Source organism: Lentibacillus sp. (assembly GCF_035301925.1).
Taxonomy (GTDB): Bacteria; Bacillota; Bacilli; order Bacillales; family Amphibacillaceae; genus Lentibacillus.
Window position 1 is genome coordinate 21,983 of the sequence record NZ_DATGTI010000071.1, and the last position, 25,280, is coordinate 47,262.

The window sequence follows — 25,280 nt, forward strand, 5'->3', positions numbered from 1 at the left end:
AAGCTGGAGCGGTTAAAATAGATTAAAACAAATATTAATTAGAAAGTTGTGATCACAGTTGATGCAAAAACGCTGGTTCCAGACGCTGATTGTTCTAATTCTCGTTTTTCTGCTGATTTTGCTTGTGTCAGCCACCGACTTCATTTTTGACCCGTTCTTTAAATACGTTGGCGCCGTGGCATTTCCGGTTATCGGGGCAGGTTTGCTGTTTTACATAACCAGACCGCTGATGCATCTCTTGGAAAAACTGAAACTGCATCGCGTCGTAGCCATAATTGGCGTATTCCTGATTTTAATAGCCGCCCTGTTCATCGTCTCCCGATATATTTTGCCGATTCTGGAAAACCAATTTTCAAATCTGATCAATAATATTCCAGGGTGGATCTCAACCGCAGAAAACCTTATTGACTACTGGCAGGCAAATCAAAACGTGATTCCGGATGAAGTGAATGAGACCATCAATAATATCACATCGAATCTGCAAACCTATATTGAAACAGCCATGTCTTTCATTTTTGGGTTTATCGGCGAGTTTATCAGTATTTTGTTTGCTTTGATCCTGATACCGTTTTTCCTGTTTTTCATGTTAAAAGACGGGGAAAAATTTGTCCCGTTCATCACACAGTTTTTTGAAAAAAAGAAAGCGGACAATATCCGTTCACTTTTATATAAAATCGATGATACGCTGACGTCTTATATTCAGGGGCAGATGATTGTCGCCCTTTGCATCGGTGTCCTGCTGTATATTGGCTATTCGATTATCGGATTGAACTATGCCATGACGCTGGCAATCTTCGGAATGGTCATTTGTGTCATCCCATTTATCGGACCATATTTAGCTGTCACACCAGCTATCATTGTCGGATTTTTCCAGGATCCGCTCATGCCGGTGTGGGTCGCAATCGTTATGATTGTCGCCCAGCAGATTGAAGGCAACCTCGTTTCGCCGAACGTGATGGGCAAAGCGCTGCATCTGCACCCATTAACGGTCATTACAATTGTCCTGGCTGCCGGCAGTATCGCAGGCTTTCTCGGCATGCTGTTTGCCATCCCAATCTATGCAGTGGTCAAAACGATTATCAGCCACTTTTACCATACCTATCAGGATGCGCAAAAAGATGAGAAAGATGCGTTGATCTGACAGCATCTGGAATGTGAAAAGCAGTGACGGTCTGGCTCCGTTACTGCTTTTTAAATGAGTTATACACAATCGACGATCCAACCTCATAATCGTAATAGCCGATTTTTTTGTAGATTCTATTTTCAGGTGGGATTTGTGGCATCCGTATAAAACTGCAAAAATTGAAATCCGTCCTGCAGCAATTTTTCGATAAATGCTTCGGCAGGAATACCCATACGTTCCCCTGATATTAGTTTCTGCGGCAATTTGTAAAGGGCAATTTTTACAAGTTGATGTTCTTTGAGGGGGATTTAACACATTCTCTTGTTTTGTAAAGGGTATTTCCGCTAAACTGTTATGTGGGAGTGATGTTCATGACAAAAGAACAAATTGAAGCAGAAATGGCGGAACTGAAATCGGATTATGTGCGGATTCAGGGGGACGTGGAAAAAGCAACCTCGTTTGGCGTCAACACCTCGACCGGTGAAAAAAAGATGATCGAAATCGAGGAGCGCATGAAAGAACTGAATCAAAAATTAGAAGCGTTTGAACGATATTGACGGGGCACCTGTATTAGGCGGCCCTGTTTTTTTGTGTGAAAAAGGGATAAGAAGGTGATATTTTCACTTTTTTGCTGATATATTCATCTCCCGTTGATATTTCTGTTCTTGTATCGATATTCTACTTCGACCGTTGATATTTGCGCTGTTCTGTCGATATTTTCTTTCTTACGTTGATACTCCCGTTATTCTGCTGATATTTCAGTTATGTGACCAACACACCAGCCTTTCCAGGCAGCTGCTCCTGGCAAAAAAGAAGACTGCCATCCCGGACAGTCTTCACTTGCATTAACTGCTTTTTCCATTACCGTTATTGCTCCGCTGATTCTCCAGACGCTTGCGTATCTTTTCTTTTTCTTTAACCGGTGGCGTAAGACTTACCACCTTGTCACCAGGCTCAGGTGTCACGCGCATTTCCTCCGAGTAATACTTCATCCTGCCTGATGGCTTTATAATATAAAGCAATACGGTATCATCATCTTTCTCATTCAGGTACTGTTTATACGTATATTGGTTGGTAATCGTCGTCTGCCGGAATATATAGTGCTCTTTAGTCTTCCGGTTCAGATCATCAAGGGACAAGTCCTGCCTGAATAAAATCCTGCCGCCGACTTTATTGACCATATCACCCATGCCATTAAGGTCATGACGATACGGACTTACCTTAAACACATTTGTGCGGCCATACTCCGGCATAAAGGTCGTGCAGACCAGAGCATTATATGAGTTATACTCGGTTGCGGCAATCATGTACTCATAAGGGATTGTGTCCAGTTGATATTCTGTCTGCTCCGACAGCATCTCCCCGTGATAGAATGGAACACCTGCTTCACGAGCCGTCCGTAACCTTTCCCACGAGGAATCGACAATAATAACCGGTGCCTTCGCTTTTTGCAGTGACTTGGCGAGATTAACTGTGAAATTATTACTACCTACAATCAATGTGCCTGGTCTGCCTTCTTTGGAAAGGTGCAGCTTTTTGGCAAGCCAGCCAAGTGAAAATCCATTGGCAACTACAGTCGTAAACACGAGTGCGAAGGTGATGGTCGTTATGAGCGTTGCATCCGCATAGCCGGATTCACTCAGTATCGAGGCAAAATACCCTGACACTGTCAACGCGACAATACCTCTTGGTGCAATCCAGCTCAGTAGAACTTTTTCGTTCAGTGCAAGATCCGTTCCGAGTGTTGACAAGAAAATGGACAACGGACGGACGATGAACATCATTAACAGTACATAGAGCAAAATATTCGGATCAAACACTTTCAACAGTGTATCCAGTTCCAATGATGCCGTCAGCATGATAAATATTGCTGAAATCAGTAGAATCGATACGTTTTCCTTAAAATGGCGCATGTCTGCAACGGAACTAATGCCCATATTGGCAAGGGTCATTCCCATCGCGGTGACAGCCAGCAGTCCTGTCTCGTGCACGATTTCGTCTGCAAACGTAAAACAGGCAATAACTACAATAAATACGGCGGGCGATTTCAGGAACTCCGGTATATGACCCGTCTCAAACATCCAGCCCATCCCCCGGCCGCAAGCCCAGCCCAATATAACTGCAAAAATGGACGCTGCAAAGAATATGAGCAACTTTGAACCGTCCGGGTTATCTGCCGTCAGGAACGTGATGATCTCAAAAGCAAAAACAGCAAGCAGTGCGCCGATCGGGTCAACAATAATGCCTTCCCATTTAAGGATTTTGGCAGGGCGCGGCTGCAGTTTAGACTGACGCAAAAGCGGCATGATTACAGTCGGGCCTGTCACAATAAACAGCCCGCCAATGACAAAGGCAGCAGCCCAGTTCAAACCGGCAATATAGTGAGCAGTCAGCGATCCAAGGATCCATGCTATAAATGCGCCGATCGTTGAAATCCGGAAAACCGGGCGGCCAAGACCACGGATTTCCTTGAAACTCAAGTTTAAGCTGCCTTCAAACAGGATGATGGCAACTGCGACTGATATAATTGGGTTATATAATTCACCAAAGTCGTCCTCAGGATTTATAAGCCCCAAGATTGGTCCGGCGAGCAAACCGATAATGGACATGACAACAATTGCCGGCATCCGGTAGCGCCAGGCAACCCATTGTGAACCTATTCCCAAAAGTCCGACCAGCATGACTTCAAATAAAAGAGATGGAACCATAATTGTCCCCCCTTTAAAAGTATGTTTTCCATAGAGAGTCAAATTAATCAAGCATTTCAGCATGCATACAGGCACTGGCGGTTACATGTAAAAACTTAGCCTGCCGCGAACAGAACACCGCGTTATACACAAGACAAGGTAAAAAACGCCATTCAGTGGAGCGTCGTCCTATTATCACTGATTGTTAGTTGGATAAAGACATTTTAAATGGGTAACACGTATATGTAAACAATTTAACTTGAAAAAATTAATCATTTGCTTTAAAAATCATCACAAAAAAGTCATAAATACCTTTAAAAAACACATTGACAAGTCCTCATCTTCCTTGATAAGCTATGTTTGTTTTACGACATTTTTCAATATTTTTAAATATAATTTTCTGATTATTTTGTTTTCATTGTCTTTTTTAGAACACTGAAAGGAACATCATCAAATGAAAAAAGATACTATTATTATCGGCTTCATGTTATTCGCATTATTTTTTGGTGCAGGGAATTTGATCTATCCTCCGACTTTGGGTATCGAATCCGGATCGTCCTATTGGGCAGCAATCGCAGGGTTTGTGATAACTGGTGTCGGGCTGCCCATATTGGCTGTTGCGTCTGTTTCCTATGTCAAAAACGACGCAAGAGAATTGGCTGATCGTGTGCATCCGTTGTTTGGGCTTGTTTTTACGTCATTGGTTTATCTGGCTATTGGTCCATTTTTCGGCATTCCACGTGCGGCCACCGTGGCGTTTGAGATGAGCATCGAACCGTTCACCAATGCAACGTCTATTTTGTTATTCATATTTACGACGGTCTTTTTTCTGTTTGTTTATATCGTCAGTGTCAACCCTTCCAAAATGGTTGACCGGGTTGGGCAATATTTAACACCTATTTTACTGCTTGCCATCATTGTACTTTGTATTGGCGGATTCCTGATGCTGGATAGTGTGTCGGTCAACCCGGCTGACAAATATGCGGAAACACCTTTATTTACCGGCTTTGTGGAAGGGTATCTGACGATGGATGCGATTGCTGCTCTGGCCTTTGGGATTATCGTTGTGAATGCATTTAAAGATCGGGGCATTTCAACGCAGAAAGGTTTGATTCAATCAACCCTTAAAGCCGGATTGGTTGCAGGAATCGGCCTGACAGCTGTCTATACGTCGATGGGATGGATTGGCTCAAAAATGGCATCTGCGGGCAGTTTCTCCAACGGTGGCGCTATTTTATCGGGTGCAGCAGATCAGATGTTTGGAAGTTTTGGTGCGCTACTGCTGGGAATTATTGTAACGTTGGCTTGTTTTACAACGTCGGTCGGACTGGTCGTAGCTTGCGGACAGTTTTTCCACAAACTGAATGGCATCTCGTATAAATGGATCATTACGATCGTTACACTTGTCAGTTATTTGATTGCCAATCAGGGGCTGAACACGATTGTAAGCGTTTCAGTACCGGTTCTGACGTTTATTTACCCAATTGCCATTGTATTGATTATCCTGACCTTTCTAAACAAATGGTTTGACGGTTCCCAGGCTGTTTACCGGGGAGGCATCCTTCTAACGGTTGTTGTGGCCTTGTATGATGGCATTACTGCATTTGGATTCGAAATGCCGGTTGTCACATCAGCCATGCAAAACCTGCCATTTTTCTCGCTTGGTCTAGGCTGGATCGTCCCGGCAATTATTGGCGGAATGATTGGCTATCTTACTAGGGGGGCCTGTCCCTCATCACGTTAATGTGATGAGGGACAGGCCCCCCAAAATATGTTAAGATGGAAAAGGGCAAAGGAGAATCGTAACCATGACAGAAAAAGCTGAACACATCCTGCAAACCTATTTTGGCTATCATACATTCCGCGCCGGACAGAAGCAGACGATTGACAATATTACAAGCGGACATAACACACTGGCAGTAATGCCAACGGGCGGGGGCAAGTCACTATGCTATCAGATTCCCGGGTTAACGCTTGACGGCACCGCAATTATCATATCACCGCTCATTTCACTCATGAAAGACCAGGTCGATGCACTTCAGGCTTTAGGGATTCCGGCAACCTACATAAACAGCTCACTGTCAACCGCCGAACAGCAGTCACGTCTTCACGATATCGAAACCGGGTCCTATAAATTCGTTTATGTCGCACCGGAACGATTTGAATCCGGACGATTTATTACAGCGATGAAACAGATCGAAATCGCCCTTGTAGCGTTCGATGAAGCCCACTGCATCTCCCAATGGGGACATGATTTTCGGCCAAGTTATCGCTCTATCATCCCCAACTTGAAGCAGCTCCCGAACATTCCCGTCACCGTCGCTTTAACGGCGACTGCTACAACGGAAGTCATAGCGGACATCCAAACGTTATTACATATTGATAATAATTCCATTGTGAAGACCGGTTTTGAACGGGAAAACCTGTCCTTTCATGTGGTCAAAGGAAAAGATAAACCGACTTACATCCGCACGTTTATGAAGGAACACCAGGATGAATCCGGCATTATTTATACGGCAACGCGCAAGCAGGCAGACACACTGCATGAACAGTTAACCCGGCGGGGGTTCCCGGCAACCAAATACCATGCCGGATTGACGGAAAACGAACGGAAACAGGCCCAGGCTGCCTTTATTCACGATGAAAAAACCGTCATGATTGCAACGAATGCGTTTGGCATGGGCATCGATAAAAGCAACGTCAGATTTATTATCCATTATGCCATGCCGATGACAATCGAGGCATACTATCAGGAAGCCGGAAGAGCGGGACGAGACGGAGAACATAGTGACTGCATTCTGTTATTTTCACCAAAGGACGTACAGCTGCAGAAATTTTTGATTGAACAATCGCTGATGGATGATGAGGCCAAACAGAACGAATACCGCAAACTGCAGACGATGATCAACTATTGCCACACACATGGCTGCCTGACCTCCTATATTCTTGATTACTTTAATGACGCGTCAGCGGCTGGGGGCACGTGCGGGCGCTGCAGTAACTGTCTCCACCGTCAGAACCGGGTGGATATCACGGAAGAAGCACAAATGATTTTGTCATGTGTCAAACGGATGGACGAGCGTTTCGGCGTCAGCATGACCGCTAAAGTGCTGAAAGGATCCAAGGACAGCCGGCTGCGTCAATTCCGTCTGGATAGGCTTTCAACCTATGGGATTCTGTCTGCCTATACGGAAAAAGAACTTATGGAGCGGATTCAATTTTTAGTCGCCGAACAATTATTGACAACGCAGGACGGCAAATTTCCGACATTACAGCTGAACCAAAATTCAGTCGACGTGCTGAAAGGGAGGCGGACTGTTTATATGTACACAGCCCCCATCCCAGAAGGCGAGCAAGCTGATTACCATGAAGATTTATTTGCTTCATTGCGCGAACTGCGGAAAAAAATGGCGGATGAACAGGGCGTCCCCCCCTATATCTTGTTCTCCGATGCTACATTAAAAGAACTCAGTCGTTACATACCGGAAACAAAGGAAGATATGCTGGCGATTAAAGGTATCGGAGAAAAGAAATATGACCAATACGGGGAAGCATTTCTCAAAGCCGTTCAGGAGTGGCGCGATCACAATCCCGATGTTTCTCAGCCAGTGAAAATAGCTGGCAGCGGGATAATTCCCAAAAAAGCAAAACAGGCCGACGACCGCCCAAGCCACCTGATAAGTTACACGATGTTTCAGTCAGGCAAATCAATCAAAGATATTGCCGTCATGCGTGATCTGGCATCGCAAACCATTGAGGGCCATATTTTTAAGGCTTTTAAAGATGGGCATCCGATTGCATGGGACATATTTTTTAATCAGGATGAAGAAGCAGCCGTCTTAGCTGCACGGAACGAATTGGAAGAACCGAAACTTAAACCTTTGAAAGAATCTCTGCCAGAAGCGTATAGTTATACAAAGATTAAAGCCGTACTAGTGAAGAATGGTTTGATGTAGCTATCCCAATAATTGATTTTGAAACGTAAAAGGTGTCATGCTATCTTTTAAAATAGATGACACCTTTTTTGCTGCGATTCGATGATTATGATAACGTGACGCTCCCGTGAATTGATGTTGCTGTCACCGTTTCAGCCTCATTCTCGCACGTTTTGATGAGGCTGTCGCACGTTTCGGCCTCGTTCTCGCACGATTCATCTCACTATCCCACTTATCACAAATCGGTTAGTCCCCTTGCACATTCAGAGCCCATGTACCATTACGGAATACGGCTTCAGTCGAGCCATCTTCCAGAACGCCGTCAATATCCAGTTTTTCCGAACCGATCATGAAATCAACATGGGTTAAGCTATCATTGACACCATGTTTATCAAGCGCTTCATCGTCCATTTCCGTGCCGCCTTCAAGATTGGTTGGGTAGGCTTTTCCCAACGCAATATGGCACGATGCGTTTTCATCAAAAAGCGTATTGTAAAAAATCAATCCTGATTGGGATACGGGGGATTCATGTGGTACGAGTGCCACTTCACCCAAACGACTTGCACCTTCATCCGTTTCCAGCAGGTGTTTCAGCGTCTCTTCGCCTTGTTCAGCTTTAAAATCGACCACTTTCCCGTCTTTGAACGTCAGGCTGAAATTGTCAATCAGACTGCCACCATAGTTGAGTGGCTTTGTACTCGATACTGTTCCATTGACACGATACTTATGCGGCAGCGAGAATACCTCTTCTGTCGGCATATTCGGATTGAATGTCGTTCCCTCTTCTGAAACGGCCGAACCGCCTTTCCAGATATGACCTTCCGGAAGTCCGATTTCAAGATTAGTACCCGGTGCTTTGAATACAAGCTTGGTATACTTTTTACGATTCAAAATTTCGCGAGCGGTTTTTAATGTTTTATTATGGACATCCCACGCTGCAATGGGATTGTCATGATCAACACGGACAATTTTGACAATGGCATCCCATAAACTTTCGACAGCATCCTCACGCGATTTATCAGGAAAAACTTTCTGTGCCCAATCACCAGTCGGGATAGAAATGATTGACCAGGTAATCCGGTCATTCATCGTATAATGGCGAAAATTTTTCATGGCTTGTGCTGACGCCTTATTCGCCAAAGCCACCCGGGATGAATCAATATCTTTCAACAGATCCGGGTTGGTTGACCGGATTGACAGCACAGCTGCCCCGTCCTCAGCAAACGTATCATGCAGGTTGACCTTCCATTCCGGAACATTGCCGATGACTTCATCTGGTGCATTTTCATATTTCAACAGGGTTAATTCATCGTCCGACCAGTTAATATGTACGTCTTTTGCTCCCATTTCATACGCCTTCCGCGCAACGATTCTGGTAAAATCCGCTCCTTCAATGGGTGCATTGACCATCAGCGCCTGATTTTTTTGTAAATTAACTCCAGTCCTTAATGCAAGCTCAGCATATTTTTCCTTCGTTTGTTGATCTGCCATACAGTTACCTCCAAAATAGTTGTTTTTCCACTGCCATTATTTCACAAATGCAAAAAATCACCAAATGATAAAGCGAAACTTCATTCAGTGGGCGCTTTCCCCCACTGAATGTTAGTTGAGCAGAATCGGGCATTCAGGAGCAGTTGCAGCCGTTTATAGCTTCGTAAGATTCACTGTAAACTTAAAGAAGTAGTCCGTTATATAGGGGAACAAAATAATTTACAAGATTGAATTTACCCTACGAAATTATTGTGTTATAATCGTATTAGGTTACTTTTAGTAATTATATTATCATTAATCAGAGAGAGGTGATTTTGATGACTGATTTATGTCCACGTTTTGAAGGTGCAATGGAAATTATCAGTAAACGCTGGGTAGGTTTGATACTGTTTGAGCTTCTGGATGGTACCAAACGTTTTTCCGAAATGGAAAAAGATTTGCCTATAAGTGGACGATTGCTCTCTGATCGACTTAAAATGCTGGAAAAGGAAGGTATCGTTGTACGCAATATATACTCTGAATTTCCAGTACGCATTGAATACTCTCTATCTGACAAAGGAAAAGCGCTTGAGCCGGTCATTCAGGAAATTCAAAATTGGGCTAATGACTGGGTGTCATCTGAACAAGCTGAAAAAACCAACACGTGAATAAAGAGCCTGTATGAAGGGCTCTTTTTTTTGACCTCTGTCATTTGCCGGTGGGATGATGGTTCATGACTAAGCTGATGGCTTTCGCTTGTTCCGTTGATATTCTCATGCTTCTGTCGATTCGTGTGCTCTCCTATTGATATTCTCGTTCTCTGTCGATTCCAGCGCTTTTCTATTAATATTTCCACTATATAGGGACCTTGCACATAGTTCAAATCACCATTTCGGCCGGTCTCACCTGGCAGGCAGCTATTGATTCCACTGGATGTCTGTAGGTTAAAGCCGGACAGCATCTACCTTACTCCGTTCAATTCCACGGATAATCGGTGCCGAACGTTGCGGCCACTTCTTTGGAATGTTCCCGCCGCTTTTTACGCTGAGCCGCACGTTCAGGCGCTGACTCGTTGAGTTGCTTCTCCTGAGCCGAAACAGGATAAACTTGGGGAACAGCAATCGGCTTCCCGTCAGCATCAACCGCCACAAAAGTTAAAAACGCTGTCGTGCACACTTTTCGGTGACCGGTTAACAAATCCTCGGTTACCACCTTCACAAATACTTCCATAGAGGTGTGATGTGTCCAGGTAACAAATGCCTCAACACAGACGGAATCACCTTCTCTGACTGGTGCCAGAAAATCAACTGAATCTGTTGAAGCTGTTACGACTGGTTTTCTCGCATGTCTTACGGCCGCGATTGCAGCAATATCATCAATATGGGCCATTAGCTTTCCCCCGAATAGCGTCCCGTGATTATTGGTATCCGGCGGCAGGACATGAGAGGTCTTAACGGCAAACGAATCTCTGCAAGGTTTCTTATCCATATCAGTTCCTCCGTTTCATCGTTTTGCTAGCATTTTCCCCATTATCATTAATTTTACCCATCATGGAGGAATTTCAAAAAGTCTGGTTTATCCTGCTTTCTTAACAAGCACTTACAGAATCGGTGAAATCAGTCTCGAAATGGACTCTTTAAAGCGTATACCAAGCGACCGTTCCTTGTATAATTTTTGTGTCATCTGGGTTGATTGGGCAACATCTTCTTTAAACGCATCCAGCAGCCTTTCCGACAGCCCCTTGTCATAAAGGAAAGCATTGACTTCAAAATTCAGGCGGAAACTGCGCACGTCAATGTTGGCGGTACCGACCGAGGCAATTTTTCCATCGACGATAATGGTTTTCGCATGTAAAAAACCTTTCTGATAAATATAAACTTCCGCCCCCGCATTCAGAAGATCACCAATATAGGATAATGTTGCCCAGTAGACGAATGGATGATCCGGCTTATTAGGAATCATGATTTTAACGTCCACACCTGATAGCGTTGCAATCCTCAAGATGTCCTGCAAACTATCATCCGGGATGAAATATGGTGTCTGGATGTAAACATATTCCTTTGCCGACATAATCATCTTGATATAGCCGTTCTTGATCTGTTCCCAATCGGAATCCGGGCCGCTCGAGACAATTTGCACGCCGACATCGCCGCGTGGTTCGGCAGCGTAATAACGTTCATCATACACAATATCGTTTCGTGATGCCTGGTTCCAGTCCAGAATAAACCGTGTCTGCATGTTTGCGACTGCTTCCCCGGCAATCCGTAAATGGGTATCCCGCCAATAGCCAAATTTTTTACTGTGACCAAGATATTCATCACCGATATTAAACCCGCCGATATATCCGACTTTGCCGTCAATGATGGCTAACTTCCGATGGTTGCGGTAATTGATTTTGAAATTGACTTTCGGAATCTTTGGTGGAAAAAAGGATTCAATTTCAACACCCGCTTTTCGCAGGCGATGAATAAACTTTCTACTGATTCTCCTTGACCCCATGTCGTCATACAGCACTCGTACCTCTACACCTTGCCTGGCTTTTCTTGTCAATACATCCGCAGTCCGTTGACCGAGCTTGTCATGGCGAAGGATATAATATAATAAATGGATATGATCTTTTGCCTGCTCCATATCCTGAATGAGTGCATCAAACTTCTCTTTGCCATCTGTGAAAATCTTCACGCTGTTATCCTGTGTCAAAATGGCATCATCATTGCGCAGATGTAAATAATACAAATCTTTATATTCAGCCAAACTTTCATTTTTATAATGGAAGTTATCATTTTCCAGGGCACGCAGTTGTTCCTGAACAGCAAATTTAACACCTAACTTTGCTTTCGTATCCCAGGTGAATATACGCTGTCCGCTGATCCGCCGGCCGAAAATCAGATACAGGACGAACCCCAGGATTGGTATGAACAGCAATACCATCAGCCATGCCCAAGTGGCAGAAGCATCTTTACGTTCCAGGAAAATGATGGTAAAAGCCAGCGCAATATTAAAAACAATAATGAATCCTAAAAATATCGTAAACAAACTCACAGATAAGCCCTCTCCTTACCAAACATACCATAGTATTAATGATAGCATAATTTCCCATCTTGCGTTAGTCTGCCATTAAATCACGTAGAGGATGCGGCATATTTTGCTGGAAAAGAATATTCTCGTTACAGTCCGCTTAGTATGCTGAAAAAAAGACACACCCATACCGGAAAACTGTCTGTACAGGCGTGTCTATCCAATATATTTGGAAAATAACCACTCAAGAAGGCTGACCCCGCGATTAAATCGAATAACGACGAGACGGTTTTGGACCCTTAGCCGTCGAATCAGCACCCAGGATTAAATTCGATCAAGCGCTTGCTCCAGATCTGACCAGATATCATCCCATTCTTCAAGTCCGACCGATAACCGGATGAGCTGGTCTGTTATCCCCATTTCCAGCCGGGATGCTTCCGGAACGACCGCATGTGTCATCGTGGCCGGATGCTGAATCAATGTTTCAGCATCGCCCAGGCTGACGGCCATTTTAATGAAACCGAGATTGTTCAGCATTTTTTGGGCGTCTTTTTTTGTCCCCTTTATCTCGAAGGAAATAAGACCGCCACCGCGCTTCATTTGCTTTTCACGGATATGATGGTCAGGATGGTTTGCATCATCCGGGTAATGAACACGGCTGACGTTTGGATGGCTGTTTAGCTTTGTAAAAATTTTTTCAGCATTGTCACAGTGCCGGTCAACTCTGATCGGCAATGTTTTCAGTCCCCTGATCAAGAGCCATGCATCAAGCGGTGATATAATGCCGCCCATATCTTTCAGCGTCGTCATCTGCACCCCATCCAAAAAGTCTTTTTTCCCGACAGCTACACCAGCAATGACATCTCCATGCCCACCGATATATTTGGTTGCACTGTGAATGACTACATCACAGCCAAGCTCAAGCGGGCGCTGCAGGTACGGTGAAGCAAACGTGTTATCGACCACAACCGGAATGTCATGTTCGTGGGCCACTTCCGCCACCATTTGCAGATCGATCAGTTTCATTGTCGGGTTAATCGGCGTTTCCACGTAAATGCAAGCTGTTTCCGGTCTGATTAACGCACGCACCTCATCTTTTGTTTCCATCACTGAAAAGTCATGATCGATATTGTATTTTTCTTTCATCATACGCAACAAACCAAATGTACAGCCATATAAACCCGAGGAGCATAGTATATGGTCATTTGCTTTTGTCAAGGCAACGAGGATCGCTGAAACTGCTGCCATCCCGGACGCAAATGCAAGTCCCCGTTCCCCTTTTTCCAAGGCGGCCATTTTTTCCTCCAGCACGCTGACAGTAGGATTGCCAAGCCGTGAATACATGTAGCCATCTTCCTCACCGGCAAAACGACGCTCACCCTGCTCTGCGGTTTCGAATGTAAAAGTCGATGTCTGAAACAGCGGCGCAGCGAGACTTCCCAGCATGTCAGCAGGATCGTAGCCACCATGGACAGCCGATGTCTCAAACCGTTTGTGATCTTTTGTCATGTATAATCCCCCTCTGGTAAACACTTATACTATTATTTTATGGCATTTGTGTTATTTTTGAAAGCGTTTTCCCGAAATTGATGGTGCTAACTAACTTGCGTTGCAGATTATTAACGTGATTATTTACATAACGCAAATTTTTACGGTTAAATAGCGGATTGCGCGATTTGATGGGGTTATTGCGCGAAATTACGGGCTTGCCGCGCGATTTGGCGGGATTGTTGCGCGAATTGGCGGGGTTGCTGCGCGAAATTGTGGGGTTATTGCGCGAAATCGAGGATATTGCGCGATATTCCAGGATATTATGATCCCTATGGCTTCCGTCCATCCTGAACCATCACACCTGCAGGGAAAAATAAAAAAATCAGCTTGACGAAATCACTGAAGTATGTATATAATGTTCATTAAATTAATAACATTTGCATCTCTTATCAAGAGTGGTGGAGGGACTAGGCCCTGTGAAGCCCGGCAACCATTAAGGCAAGTCGATTTGCCTTGAAAGGTGCTAAATCCTACAGATCAAGCGGAATCTGGAAGATAAGAGGAGGACCGGTTACATAAACAACCCTCTTCTCTTATGAAGGGGGTTTTGTTTTTCCCCTTTATCCATCCGCTCCATCCGCTTTGTAAGAGCAGAACATCACTAACTTTTAAGGAGGAATTTTTCATGACCAATTTTCATCTGCCAAGCCAGGAAACACAACTCTTGCACGGAGGCCAGGAGCCGGATCCGACAACCGGTTCCCGCGCGGTGCCGATCTATCAGACGACTTCCTATGTGTTCAGGGACACCGAGCACGCACAGAATCTTTTCGGATTGGCGGAACCGGGCAATATCTACAGCCGTATCATGAACCCGACCATCGATGCCTTTGAAACTCGGATAGCCCTGCTTGAAGATGGGGTTGCAGCTGTTGCCACGTCATCCGGCATGTCCGCGATCACGTTAACCATTTTAAACCTTGCTGAAAGCGGTGACGAGATTATCGCTGATAGCAATCTGTACGGCGGCACATACAACCTGTTTGCCAACACGCTCCCCCGATATGGGATAGATGTCAAGCTTGTTGATGGGACAGATCATAAAAGCATCGAAAACGCTATTACAGATAAGACAAAAGCGATTTTTGGCGAGATCATCACAAACCCAAGTCTGAACGTATTGGATCTGGAAGCTATTGCCGGGATCGCCCACGACCATGATATCCCGCTTATTATTGACAACACATTTGCTACACCATACGTTACCAAACCGCTTGCATGGGGTGCGGACATTGTTGTTCATTCGGCCACTAAATGGATTGGTGGTCATGGTACAACGATTGCCGGTGTTGTCGTTGATGGCGGTCGATTCAACTGGGGTAATGGCAAATTCCCGGGATTTACTGAACCGGATGAAAGTTATAACGGTTTGCGCTATATCGATGTCGGTCCGGATGCATTTGCCACAAAACTGCGCGTACAGCTTTTGCGCGATATCGGGGCCGCCCTGAGTCCGCAAAATGCATTCCTGCTGCTGCAAGGTCTGGAAACACTGCACTTAAGGGTTGAGCGTCACAACCAAAATGCCGAAGAAGTAGCGGCATATCTAAAAAATCATCCGTCAGTTGAATGGGTCAATTATCCAGGACTAAAAGAGCATCCTTCACATGACTTGGCCGGTAAATACTTGCAGAATGGCTACGGGTCGATTATTACATTTGGCATCAAAGGCGGTCGCGATGCCGGGAGAAAATTAATCGACAATATTACCCTTTGGTCACACGTTGCCAACGTCGGGGACGCTAAATCATTGATAATCCACCCTGCGTCCACCACCCACCAGCAGCTTGATGCAGAAGGTCTGGAAAAAAGTGGTGTAACGGAGGAATTGGTCCGGCTTTCTGTCGGTCTGGAGTCAACCAAAGACACATTGGCTGATTTAGATCAGGCAATTGCCAAAGCAACCGGTGAAGCACCAACCATTGAGCCGACTGAGGAAGATGTCATCAATTGGCTGCTTGCTTCGCCATTTGACCGTACGAATGGGAACATACGCCAAAAAGCAATCGCTGTTTTTGGACTGGATTCAGCGGACAGTTCCATTTATCGAAGTGCTAAACAGCTGCAGCAGCTTGGATTTCAAATTGTCCCAATCAATTCAACTGAAAAGGCGGTTTTAAATAACCTAACGTTTGATCAATTAAACCATGTTCCATTCACCATTGATGCCGTTTTGACACATGATCAGCCACTAACTCCGGAAATAGCCGTACAGTTGCATGAGAAAGGCGGCAACATCATATGGGCGGAAAATCCTGCTGCAGCAAATCAAACCCTGAAAAGCGCTCAAGATGCCGGTATAACCGTCATTTCAGGCAAAAATGCATACGAGGAAGCGATTCACATCCGGGAAAATGGCACCCGTAAGCCAGCTGCACCAGCCGAGATTTAATGCTCATTTCTCAATCAATAGCACCCGTAAAATTCGTCTTCACCAGAAGGCGAATTTTTACGTTTAAATACGAACCTCGTTGGGGATTAGTCAAGCATAAACATGATATAATAAAGTGAACTACATTCAACAGGGCGTTTTATCCCTGTTGAATGTTAGTTGAACCGAATCGGGCATTTACGGTCAGTTAACCGCCGTTTTTTGGCGGGGTACTGACCGTTACATGCGGGGAAAAGTGAAACGACATTCAGTGGAGCGGTTTTCTCCCTGTTGAAGAAGAGGAACAAAGGCTAAGAACTCGGGCGTCGTGTTGCAACGCCTTTGTGACCTGAATCGTGCAGGCCCGAACAGAATCGGGGGGATTTACACTTCCCATATGGATTCCAAGATTCACCATTATATGTCTTACTACCTGTTAAGACGGGATTAAATGGACACGAATGCTTATACTTGCAAAATAAACCGTCACATATATATGATGAACCCAGTCAGCACCACAAGAAAACGACAATAGGTGGAAAATCATGAAGAGAAGATACATGCTCATTATTTTGGGTATACTGCTTATAGGTATAACGGTCTTTCTCACTGTGCAACTCAGCCAACCGGAAAGTGCCAAAAAGGAAACAACAACTGATAACATTGAACAGCAACAACAGGAAAAACAACCCGGGTACACTGCCAATGAACAGGAAGAAACTCCTGAGGAAGAATACGCTAAACCTCAAGAAACAAACGGAGAGCCAATCACACAACTGCGGGAAATTTTCAGTGAAGCCGTCCAGCGCACCATTGACTTTTTCGCCAATCGGGAAGCAAACGTGACAGCACTTGGCGACTCACTGACTCAGGGTGTTGGGGATAACGTTGTGGAAGGCGGTTATGTCAGCATTCTGGATAACACAATCAATGAAAACCATCAACTAGTTGCCTTTGATAATTACGGCAAACGCGGCCACCGCTCCGACCAGCTTCTGAAATGGCTCGATACCCCCGAGGTCGAACAATCCGTCGAAAGTGCCGACATCGTCCTGATTACCATTGGTGCCAATGATATTATGCAAGTCGTTAAAGAGAATTTCACCAACTTAAATATGAACGATTTCACACAGGCGAGAGAAACTTACGAAGAGCACTTACAGCAGATTTTCGATAAAATCAATGATTTGAATGAGGATGCTAAGATCTATTTGATTGGCATATACAATCCTTTTTTGAATTATTTCCCGGACATAAGAGAATTGAGTATGATTGTAGATGATTGGAATGAAACTAGCCGGGATGTCGTGGAACAATATGATAATGCAACATTCATACCAGTTGCGGACTTATTCGCAAGCGGAGAAAAGCATTTGTTCGCAGACGATCATTTCCATCCCAGCCATCAAGGATATCAGCTTTTTGCAAGAAGGATATTGGACTATTTGACAGACCAATAGGAGGCGGATGCTATGCCGAAACATGAAAGGAAAAAAAATAGGTGGAAATGGCTGTTTTTCTGGCTCCTTGGTGTTAATGTACTGACAGTCCTATGCATCATAGCATTGATTTTCTGGCCCGTATCCCACACGGAAACACCAACACCATCGGAAGAGACTACACAGCGCAGTTCGGCGTTTACGGTGCGTACCACGAAGCAAAATGTAAATGATTTGGTAAATGCCTATATTGATAAACTGCTAGTTGGAAGCAGCCATCAATACAGTGTTTCACTGGATAATGATGTCGAACTGGTCGGGGAACTTCCTGTTTTTTCTTCAACTGTTCCGGTATCTGTTCATCTGGAGCCGTTTGTTCAGGAAAATGGTGATGTCATCCTGAAGCAAAAGTCGATTGCAATTGGACAGCTGGCACTGCCCAATAAAAAGATTATGGAATACCTGGAAGCGTATCTGCCAATGCCTAAGTGGGTGACGATTAATCCGGCAAACGAAGAGATCTATGTAGCGGTCACCGATATGGAGATTAAAAGTAACTTAAACGTCAGTGTCAAAAACTTTGACTTGGAAGCCAACAATCTGGCATTTAATATCGAAGTGCCCTACAAAACGCTGGGAATCGAATTGAGTGATTAGAAAAAACATGGCTTTCACCAGATGATTATGGTGAAGCCTTAGTATGTCTATAAGGCCATATGCTTTCTGACATTGTTAAAAAAGAATCGGGCATCCGGAAAACGGGTTTTGTCACCTATTACAAACATACCTCGATTTTCAAGGTATTCTTACACCAAAATAATATAGAGATTGTAAACGATTATGCTTAAAGTGCGTGTTCATAAAGGATCGGTATGCTAAGTACTCAGGCGACAATTGGCAGACATGAGCGCGTCACGCTGAACATGTTCCCAAGCTACCCGGGCGCGCAGGCATCGGCATACCTTCCTCGCTCCAGAGTATCCATTGAGCTGTTTTTTCGCAGAAGTTCGCCTAGTCCCACTGCATCGTTAATCCGCCTTTTTTCCCAAAAGAACAACTTCTACACATAACACCAGACATTTAGATACCCGTGCCTAAATTAATCGTGCGCGTACACGTCGTTCATTTGCCTGATCTGCTCTTTAATCCGCTCTACTAAATGTTCCGGTGACAGGACCTTTGCACGATTCCCCCACGTCAGGATCCAATTGATCAGCCCGTCCGACAGCTTTGCTTTCGTTGACAGTACAAAATGCTCATCATCCAGCACCCTGATATCCGCATCCTGGCCGAACCGGTCGAGCACCACGTTGACAAGGCTGTTGTGGAAGCGGATTTTGATCCACATTTCTTCACCGGCAAACATATGAAAACTTTGATCGACATATTCCTGCAAATTAAAGTCCCGCTTTTTGAACGATTCGTCGCTGACACTGATGTTACGGATGCGGTCAAGCCGGTAGTGCCGGAGTTCATTCGTATCCTGAAAAATCCCGATCAAATAATAGAAATCGTTTTGCCAGATTAGTGCATACGGTTCCACATGGTAACGGCTGCCCTCCCGATGATAGACAAATTCCTTATTCACATTGAATTTGCCGTACTGGTATGTCAGGACTTTCCCCTCTGAAATCGCACGATGTACACTGTCGATATTCAGTTTAACCAGTTCGTAATCAATGTTGGCCGACTGACTGAACACAATTGGCTCCGGCAGTGTCTTGGCAATATGCTTGCTCGTAAGGTTCTTCACTTTTTTAATCAATTTTTCCTTTTCATTCGTTGTGATAAAACGTGCTGACAAAATCGCATCGATAATCAGCCTTAGCTGGTACGTTTCAAACAACCGAGTCTGGTGACTGTAAAGCACCTTGCCATAAGGTCCCTGATTACGGACAATTTCAAAGTCCATGTCATCCAATGTTTGAAGATCCCGCTTGATTGTCCGTTTATCAAATGTTGCATCACCAGTCTCGGCACGCAATTTTTCAATCAGCTGATCTATCCCGAGATCATGATATTCGTCCGTCTCATTAAACAAAATCTCCTGCAGCTGCAGCAGGCGGTAATTACTCCCCCGTTCCATCAAAAAATCCCCCTTACTTTATAAGACCCTTTACATTTACTGTAAAGGGCCATTCATCTGATGACAAGCCTTTTCACTTTTTCAGTAAGGATAGATATAACTGATCGCCTTGCCTCATTCGACATAATTTGTCGTCCTGCTGCTTCCGGCTGATAGTTTTCCAGTCTTCCACGGTAGATGAGTTCCATCCCTTTATGATTACGGATATCAGCAGGTGTTACGAAACAAGCAGGCTTATGAAAGCTCACTGTCTCGACATCACTTAGAACCGTCGCCACAAACTGTGAGCAGAACAACGCATCATCCCGATTCAATTCAACATGCAGAAGAAGACCGAATAACCCGAGAAAGTTATACTTATAATTCTGTTTGCGCAGTTCAATTTCCGCAATCCGTTCCCTTACCCTCCTGCATTCTGTTTCCGTCAGCTTGTATGTGTAAATCGCGCAGTTTGAACCCTTAAGAAAATCACTCCGGACATCTTCTTTGACAAAACCGCCGATAAATGGATTGCGTGGTCGTTTCCGGCCAAAACTGTATACTTCCGTCAAGGCGGGATCAAATGCAATGGAAACATGGTTTAAAGACTGCTTTGTCACAAAGTTGATCAGACGGTTCAAATATGTTCCTGTATCAGTAAAGAGAAAATAAAGTGAAACCTCATTCAGTGGGGTGCTTTTCCCATGTACTGATGAAAAGGAACAAAGGCTAAATTCGCAACGTCGTGTTGCAACGCCTTTGTTACCTGCATCATGCAGCCCCGAACGAATCGGACCTTTACGGGCAGCTGCCCTCCCAATATGCTTTTTTAATTTCTCATGTAACCTTGAAGCGGGGGACTTACTGCCCATTAAGACGGGATAAACGGTCTTCCCTTCCATACCCTTCCCCTCCGTCATGGTGCCAATTTCCGTTTAATGTTCGTTCCTATATTGTATTGTTGCATAAATCACTTTGAAAATACAGTCTTTTTTTAAGTTTTATGAATGTATGAAACTGCAGAATCCATTTACATTGACGAATCGGCTCAAATCCCTTAAGCTAACGGTGATTCTATTTATTGGAGGATGTTTAGGCATGATAACTGTTAATAATGTAGGTTTGCGATATGGCGATAAAAAATTGTTCGAGGATGTCAATCTGAAGTTCACTCCGGGAAACTGCTATGGCGTCATTGGTGCGAATGGCGCCGGTAAATCAACTTTTCTGAAAATCCTGTCAGGTGACGTAGAACCGCAGACAGGCAATGTTTCCACATCCCCCAATGAACGGATAGCTGTCTTGGAACAGGATCACTTTGCTTTTGAAGAATACAATGTGCTGGAAACGGTTTTGGTAGGACATAAACGTTTATATGACGTCAAACAGGAAAAAGATGCCATTTATATGAAGCCTGATTTTTCCGAGGAAGATGGTATGCGTGCAGCAGAACTCGAGGCTGAATTTGCTGAAATGAACGGCTGGGAAGCGGAGTCCGATGCAGCCGTTCTGTTAAAAGGACTCGGTATTCATGAATCCATTCATTCAGCAAAAATGGCGGAATTGCCCGAAGACCAGAAAGTCAAGGTATTACTTGCACAAGCACTCTTTGGAAATCCGGATGTTTTGCTTCTGGACGAACCAACAAACGGTTTGGACATTCACGCCATTCAGTGGCTGGAAGAATTTCTGATCGACTTTGAAAACACAGTGATCGTTGTTTCTCATGACCGCCACTTTCTAAATAAGGTATGCACACACATTGCAGATGTTGACTACGGAAAAATTGAAATTTACGTCGGTAATTATGATTTCTGGTATGAATCCAGTCAGCTGGCGAAAAAAATGGCGCAGGAAGAGAACAAGAAAAAGGAAGAAAAAATTAAGGAACTCAAGGCATTCATTGAACGCTTCAGTGCCAATGCATCGAAATCACGGCAGGCCACATCACGGAAAAAGCTGCTCGACAGCATTACCCTGGATGATATTAAACCGTCTTCACGCCGATATCCGTATATTAACTTTACCCCGGACCGAGAAATCGGCAATGACCTTCTCTTTGTGGAAGGCTTGACGAAAACGATTAATGGCCGAAAAGTGCTGGATAATGTCAGTTTTACCGTGAATAAGGATGATAAAATAGCGTTTGTCGGTAAAGACGATGTAGCCAAAACAACGCTGTTCGAGATTTTGATGGGCAACATGGAACCAGATGAAGGGTCATATAAATGGGGTGTGACAACATCTCAATCTTATTTTCCACGGGATAATGCAGCCTATTTTGACGGGATCGATTTGCCGCTCGTCGACTGGCTCCGGCAATATTCCCCGGAAGACGAAACAGAAACATTTTTGCGTGGATTTCTGGGGCGCATGCTCTTCTCAGGTGATCAGGCATTGAAGAAAGCAAATGTGCTGTCCGGTGGTGAACGGGTCCGCTGTATGCTGTCGAAAATGATGCTCTCAGGCGCCAATGTGCTAATTATGGATGAGCCGACAAACCACTTGGATTTGGAGTCGATCACATCGCTGAACAATGGATTGAAGAAATTTAAAGGCTCGATTTTGTTCACATCACACGATCACGAGTTTATCCAGACGATTGCTAACCGACTGATTGAAATCACGCCACAAGGTATTGTTGATAAAGACATGACCTATGATGATTACATTGCGGACAAAGAATTGCAGGCAAAAGTTGAAGCCATGTATGCGAGCTGATAGTATCGATCGGGTGTATACAACCCGATCGATTTATTGTGGTGTTTGATCGTTTTGGATGTGGTTCGATCGATTTGACATGACTGCGCACAATTTGAGCTGCTTATCGCACGTTTGGGGATTGTTCTCGCTCGAGTTGGGATTGCGCCCGCACGAGTTGGAGCTGTTCCCGCTCGAGTTTCAGACTTCCTCACTCGAGTTTGAGCTGCCTCCGCACGAGTCCCAGACCCTTTCGCCCGAGTTGACACTTCACTCGCACGCTACAAAAAAACGTTCCCCAACCTAAGTAAGGGAACGTTTTTTCATCCTATTCCATCCGAAGTTTCGCCAGTATATCCGCTGTCATGCGATCAATATCATATTCCGATACAAAGCCCCATTCTTCCTCTGCTGCAGATGAATCAATATGATCCGGCCAGCTTTCAGCAATCTGCTGACGGACGGGATCAACATCATAAGTCAGCTCAAATTCCGGAATGTGTTTCCTTATCTCATTGGCAAAATCTTCCGGCGCTGCAGATATGGCTGAAATATTATAAGCATTGCGATGGACTAATCTTTCAGGATTTGCCTCCATCAGCTTAATGATCGCATTCAGTGCATCTGGCATATACATCATATCCATATAGGTGCCCGCAGCAATATATGACGTGTATTGCTTGTTCTTCACCGCTTCATAATAAATTTCCACCGCATAATCGGTTGTCCCCCCGCCTGGTGGTGTCACATAGGAAATCAGGCCGGGATAGCGGACACCGCGCGTATCCACGCCATAGCGGTAATAATAATAATCACAAAGCAATTCACCGGCCACTTTATTGACACCATACATCGTCGTCGGCCGCATAACCGTATCCTGTGGTGTACTCCGTTTTGGCGTTGTCGGCCCGAATGCGCCAATCGAACTCGGTGTGAAAAATTGCAAATCAAGTTCCCGGGCCACTTCCAGCGCATTCATCAGACCACCCATATTTAAATCCCATGCCAATCTTGGTGCAGCTTCCGCTTTAGCTGATAATAATGCCGCCAAATGCATGATCGTATCAACGTTATGTTTTTTGGCGGCCTCATAAATGGCTTTTTCATCAGTCACGTCAACAATCTCAAACGGGCCTTCTTCCGTATCCTTTTGCCAGAGATCAGACCCGATGACATTGGAAGTTCCGTATTGTTCTCGTAATGTACTGACAAGCTCTGAACCGATTTGGCCCATAGCTCCTGTCACCAGAATTTTTTTCATGTTCGTTTCCCCCAGCTAATCCTTCAATTAATGGTGTTGTTTCGTGGAGTAGTGAAAATGGCTGGCTTACGTTTCTTTTACAATTTATCCCGTTCTGTCATGAAAAAACGGTAAAAAATTCAAGCGTACCTTCTTATTTTCACAATTCAGAAGCAGGAAGTCAGATTTGGGGAAATCGGCGAACCAGCCGATTTCCAGCATTAAATAATCTTCAGCTCTTTTCCGATTTTTTCATAGGCCTTGAGGGCATCATCCAGCATGTCCTTCGTATGGGCTGCTGTCGGCATATTCCGCACACGCCCTGTTCCCCGTGGTACAGTTGGGAAGACGATCGATTTCGCGTAAACGCCTTCTTCATATAACCGCTTGCTGAATGTCTGGGTGTCTTTTTCATCGCCTATGATACATGGTGTAATCGGTGTTTCACTGCTGCCGATGTCGAAACCGAGCTTCTTCAGACCGTCTTTCAGATAATGACTGTTTGCCCACAGCTTTTCATTTAAATCCGTCGATTCCATCAGAAGCTCTACTGCCTTTGTACTTGCTGCTGCGTCTGCCGGCGAAACAGCTGTCGAGAACAAGAATGGCCGGGAGCGGACTTTCAGCCAGTCAATTAGTTCGGCTTTGCCGGCAACATAGCCACCGATGACACCGATGGCTTTGGATAATGTCCCCATCTGAAAATCGATCTTTTTTTCCAGGCCAAAATGTTTGACGGTGCCAGCGCCTTTGCCCAAGACACCTGACCCATGCGCATCATCCACATAAGTGATGAGGTCAAACTCCTCGGCAATGTCCACAATTTCCGGCAGTTTGGCAATATCCCCGTCCATGGAAAAAACGCCATCAGTAATGACCATGACTTTATTGTATTGCCCTGACTCCACCGCTTCCTTGGCTTTCGCACGCAAATCGTCCATATCAGAGTGGTTGAAACGGATAATCTTGGCCCGCGACAGCCTGCAGCCATCAATGATTGATGCGTGGTTCAATTCATCAGAAAGAATCGCATCATGCTTATCCATCACAGCTGAAATAGCTGCCATATTGCAGTTGAAACCGGACTGGTAGGAAATGACTGCTTCCGTTCCTTTAAATTCAGCTAATCTTTTCTCCAGCTCAAGATGCAGATCGAGTGTGCCGTTAATCGTACGGACCGCCCCGGCACCAACACCGTGCGAATCAACCGCATCCTTGGCAACATCCTTCAGACGGGAGTCCGTTGCAAGTCCCAGATAATTATTGGACGAAAGATTAATCATCTTTTTACCGTCAATATGAATGACTGGACCGTTTGCACCCTGGACCGGATCGATTTCATTATACAGACCACGCTCTTTTAAATCAGCAATGTTCTCCTCCAGAAAAGATTGCAGCACCTTACTTGACATTTCGTGTCCTCCTTTATATGTAAGCGTTTTAATTGTTACCCATTTAAAAAACTAACATATTCCATTATAAAGTTTAACACATGATGATATTATTTGGTATTTGAAATTAATCCTTTGCTTTTTCATAGTAAGATTTACCTATTAATTTTTAGAAATATCCATGGTATCTTCGCTTATTTTTTATTATAATTGATATAGAAGATAATAGAGAGGAAAAAGAGTCATGAAGCAAGTTTTGATGTCCCTGTTTTTCGTATTGATTCTCAGTT

18 protein-coding genes and 1 riboswitch are annotated in these 25,280 nt (G+C 44.5%); of the genes, 9 read left to right on the forward strand and 9 right to left on the reverse strand.

From position 1 onward, the window contains the following. Nucleotides 1-61: 61 nt before the first annotated feature. Both VK080_RS06305 and VK080_RS06310 read left to right on the forward strand, forming a co-directional pair. The gene (locus VK080_RS06305) at nt 62-1,141 is read left to right on the forward strand and encodes an AI-2E family transporter (RefSeq protein ID WP_414672221.1); all 1,080 of its coding nucleotides are present in this window, start codon (nt 62-64) and stop codon (nt 1,139-1,141) included. Between the two features lie 353 nt (nt 1,142-1,494). Beyond that, a complete protein-coding gene (locus VK080_RS06310; RefSeq protein WP_324223922.1) occupies nt 1,495-1,680 on the forward strand; it encodes an SE1832 family protein in 186 nt (61 codons plus the stop codon). Between the two features lie 288 nt (nt 1,681-1,968). Here VK080_RS06310 and VK080_RS06315 read toward each other — a convergent pair whose 3' ends face one another. Continuing rightward, nucleotides 1,969-3,831 carry a sodium:proton antiporter gene (locus VK080_RS06315; RefSeq protein WP_324223923.1) on the reverse strand — a complete coding sequence of 621 codons (1,863 nt, stop codon included), beginning with the start codon at nt 3,829-3,831 and terminating at the stop codon, nt 1,969-1,971. Nucleotides 3,832-4,264: 433 nt separating this feature from the next. Between VK080_RS06315 and brnQ the strand changes: the two genes are divergently transcribed. Both brnQ and recQ read left to right on the forward strand, forming a co-directional pair. Continuing rightward, nucleotides 4,265-5,554, forward strand: coding sequence for a branched-chain amino acid transport system II carrier protein (gene brnQ, locus VK080_RS06320; protein WP_324223924.1), 1,290 nt, complete (start codon nt 4,265-4,267; stop codon nt 5,552-5,554). A gap of 64 nt (nt 5,555-5,618) precedes the next feature. After that, complete coding sequence (recQ, locus tag VK080_RS06325; protein WP_324223925.1) at nt 5,619-7,766, forward strand: DNA helicase RecQ; 2,148 nt, start codon at nt 5,619-5,621, stop codon at nt 7,764-7,766. A gap of 225 nt (nt 7,767-7,991) precedes the next feature. Here recQ and VK080_RS06330 read toward each other — a convergent pair whose 3' ends face one another. Continuing rightward, entirely contained in the window at nt 7,992-9,236 is a 1,245-nt protein-coding gene (locus tag VK080_RS06330; protein WP_324223926.1) for an aminopeptidase, read from the reverse strand. Nucleotides 9,237-9,553: 317 nt separating this feature from the next. On the opposite strand from VK080_RS06330, the gene VK080_RS06335 reads away from it, so the two are divergent. Further along, nucleotides 9,554-9,883 carry a helix-turn-helix domain-containing protein gene (locus VK080_RS06335; RefSeq protein ID WP_324223927.1) on the forward strand — a complete coding sequence of 110 codons (330 nt, stop codon included), beginning with the start codon at nt 9,554-9,556 and terminating at the stop codon, nt 9,881-9,883. 307 nt (nt 9,884-10,190) lie between these two features. Here the strand turns inward: VK080_RS06335 and VK080_RS06340 are convergent, their stop codons facing one another. The 3 genes from VK080_RS06340 to megL form a co-directional block, all read right to left on the reverse strand. After that, nucleotides 10,191-10,703, reverse strand: coding sequence for an acyl-CoA thioesterase (locus VK080_RS06340; RefSeq protein ID WP_324223928.1), 513 nt, complete (start codon nt 10,701-10,703; stop codon nt 10,191-10,193). A gap of 111 nt (nt 10,704-10,814) precedes the next feature. Beyond that, on the reverse strand, nt 10,815-12,257 hold the full coding sequence (cls, locus tag VK080_RS06345; protein ID WP_324223929.1) for a cardiolipin synthase: 1,443 nt from the start codon (nt 12,255-12,257) through the stop codon (nt 10,815-10,817). Nucleotides 12,258-12,557: 300 nt separating this feature from the next. Then, a complete protein-coding gene (gene megL, locus VK080_RS06350) occupies nt 12,558-13,742 on the reverse strand; it encodes a methionine gamma-lyase (protein ID WP_324223930.1) in 1,185 nt (394 codons plus the stop codon). Between the two features lie 425 nt (nt 13,743-14,167). Further along, a riboswitch (SAM riboswitch) is annotated at nt 14,168-14,286 on the forward strand. Nucleotides 14,287-14,409: 123 nt separating this feature from the next. On the opposite strand from megL, the gene VK080_RS06355 reads away from it, so the two are divergent. The 3 genes from VK080_RS06355 to VK080_RS06365 all read left to right on the forward strand — a co-directional run bounded on the left by VK080_RS06355 (nt 14,410) and on the right by VK080_RS06365 (nt 18,251). Beyond that, complete coding sequence (locus VK080_RS06355; protein WP_324223931.1) at nt 14,410-16,176, forward strand: PLP-dependent aspartate aminotransferase family protein; 1,767 nt, start codon at nt 14,410-14,412, stop codon at nt 16,174-16,176. A gap of 524 nt (nt 16,177-16,700) precedes the next feature. Next, nucleotides 16,701-17,615 (forward strand): SGNH/GDSL hydrolase family protein, encoded by a 915-nt coding sequence (locus VK080_RS06360; RefSeq protein ID WP_324223932.1) that lies wholly within the window; start codon nt 16,701-16,703, stop codon nt 17,613-17,615. Nucleotides 17,616-17,627: 12 nt separating this feature from the next. Next, nucleotides 17,628-18,251 (forward strand): YpmS family protein, encoded by a 624-nt coding sequence (locus VK080_RS06365; RefSeq protein ID WP_324223933.1) that lies wholly within the window; start codon nt 17,628-17,630, stop codon nt 18,249-18,251. A 442-nt stretch (nt 18,252-18,693) separates the two neighbouring features. On the opposite strand, the gene VK080_RS06370 is transcribed toward VK080_RS06365, so the two are convergent. Together VK080_RS06370 and VK080_RS06375 are read right to left on the reverse strand one after the other, a co-directional pair. Beyond that, a complete protein-coding gene (locus VK080_RS06370) occupies nt 18,694-19,680 on the reverse strand; it encodes a WYL domain-containing protein (protein ID WP_324223934.1) in 987 nt (328 codons plus the stop codon). A gap of 53 nt (nt 19,681-19,733) precedes the next feature. Continuing rightward, complete coding sequence (locus tag VK080_RS06375) at nt 19,734-20,561, reverse strand: hypothetical protein (RefSeq protein ID WP_324223935.1); 828 nt, start codon at nt 20,559-20,561, stop codon at nt 19,734-19,736. A gap of 196 nt (nt 20,562-20,757) precedes the next feature. Here VK080_RS06375 and VK080_RS06380 point away from each other — a divergent pair, with 196 nt between their 5' ends. Further along, nucleotides 20,758-22,380: an ABC-F family ATP-binding cassette domain-containing protein gene (locus tag VK080_RS06380; RefSeq protein ID WP_324223936.1), complete on the forward strand. Its 1,623-nt coding sequence runs from the start codon at nt 20,758-20,760 to the stop codon at nt 22,378-22,380. 307 nt (nt 22,381-22,687) lie between these two features. Here VK080_RS06380 and VK080_RS06385 read toward each other — a convergent pair whose 3' ends face one another. Beyond that, entirely contained in the window at nt 22,688-23,620 is a 933-nt protein-coding gene (locus tag VK080_RS06385) for an L-threonine 3-dehydrogenase (RefSeq protein ID WP_324223937.1), read from the reverse strand. A 200-nt stretch (nt 23,621-23,820) separates the two neighbouring features. Next, a complete protein-coding gene (locus VK080_RS06390; protein ID WP_324223938.1) occupies nt 23,821-25,011 on the reverse strand; it encodes a glycine C-acetyltransferase in 1,191 nt (396 codons plus the stop codon). Nucleotides 25,012-25,280 lie beyond the last annotated feature (269 nt).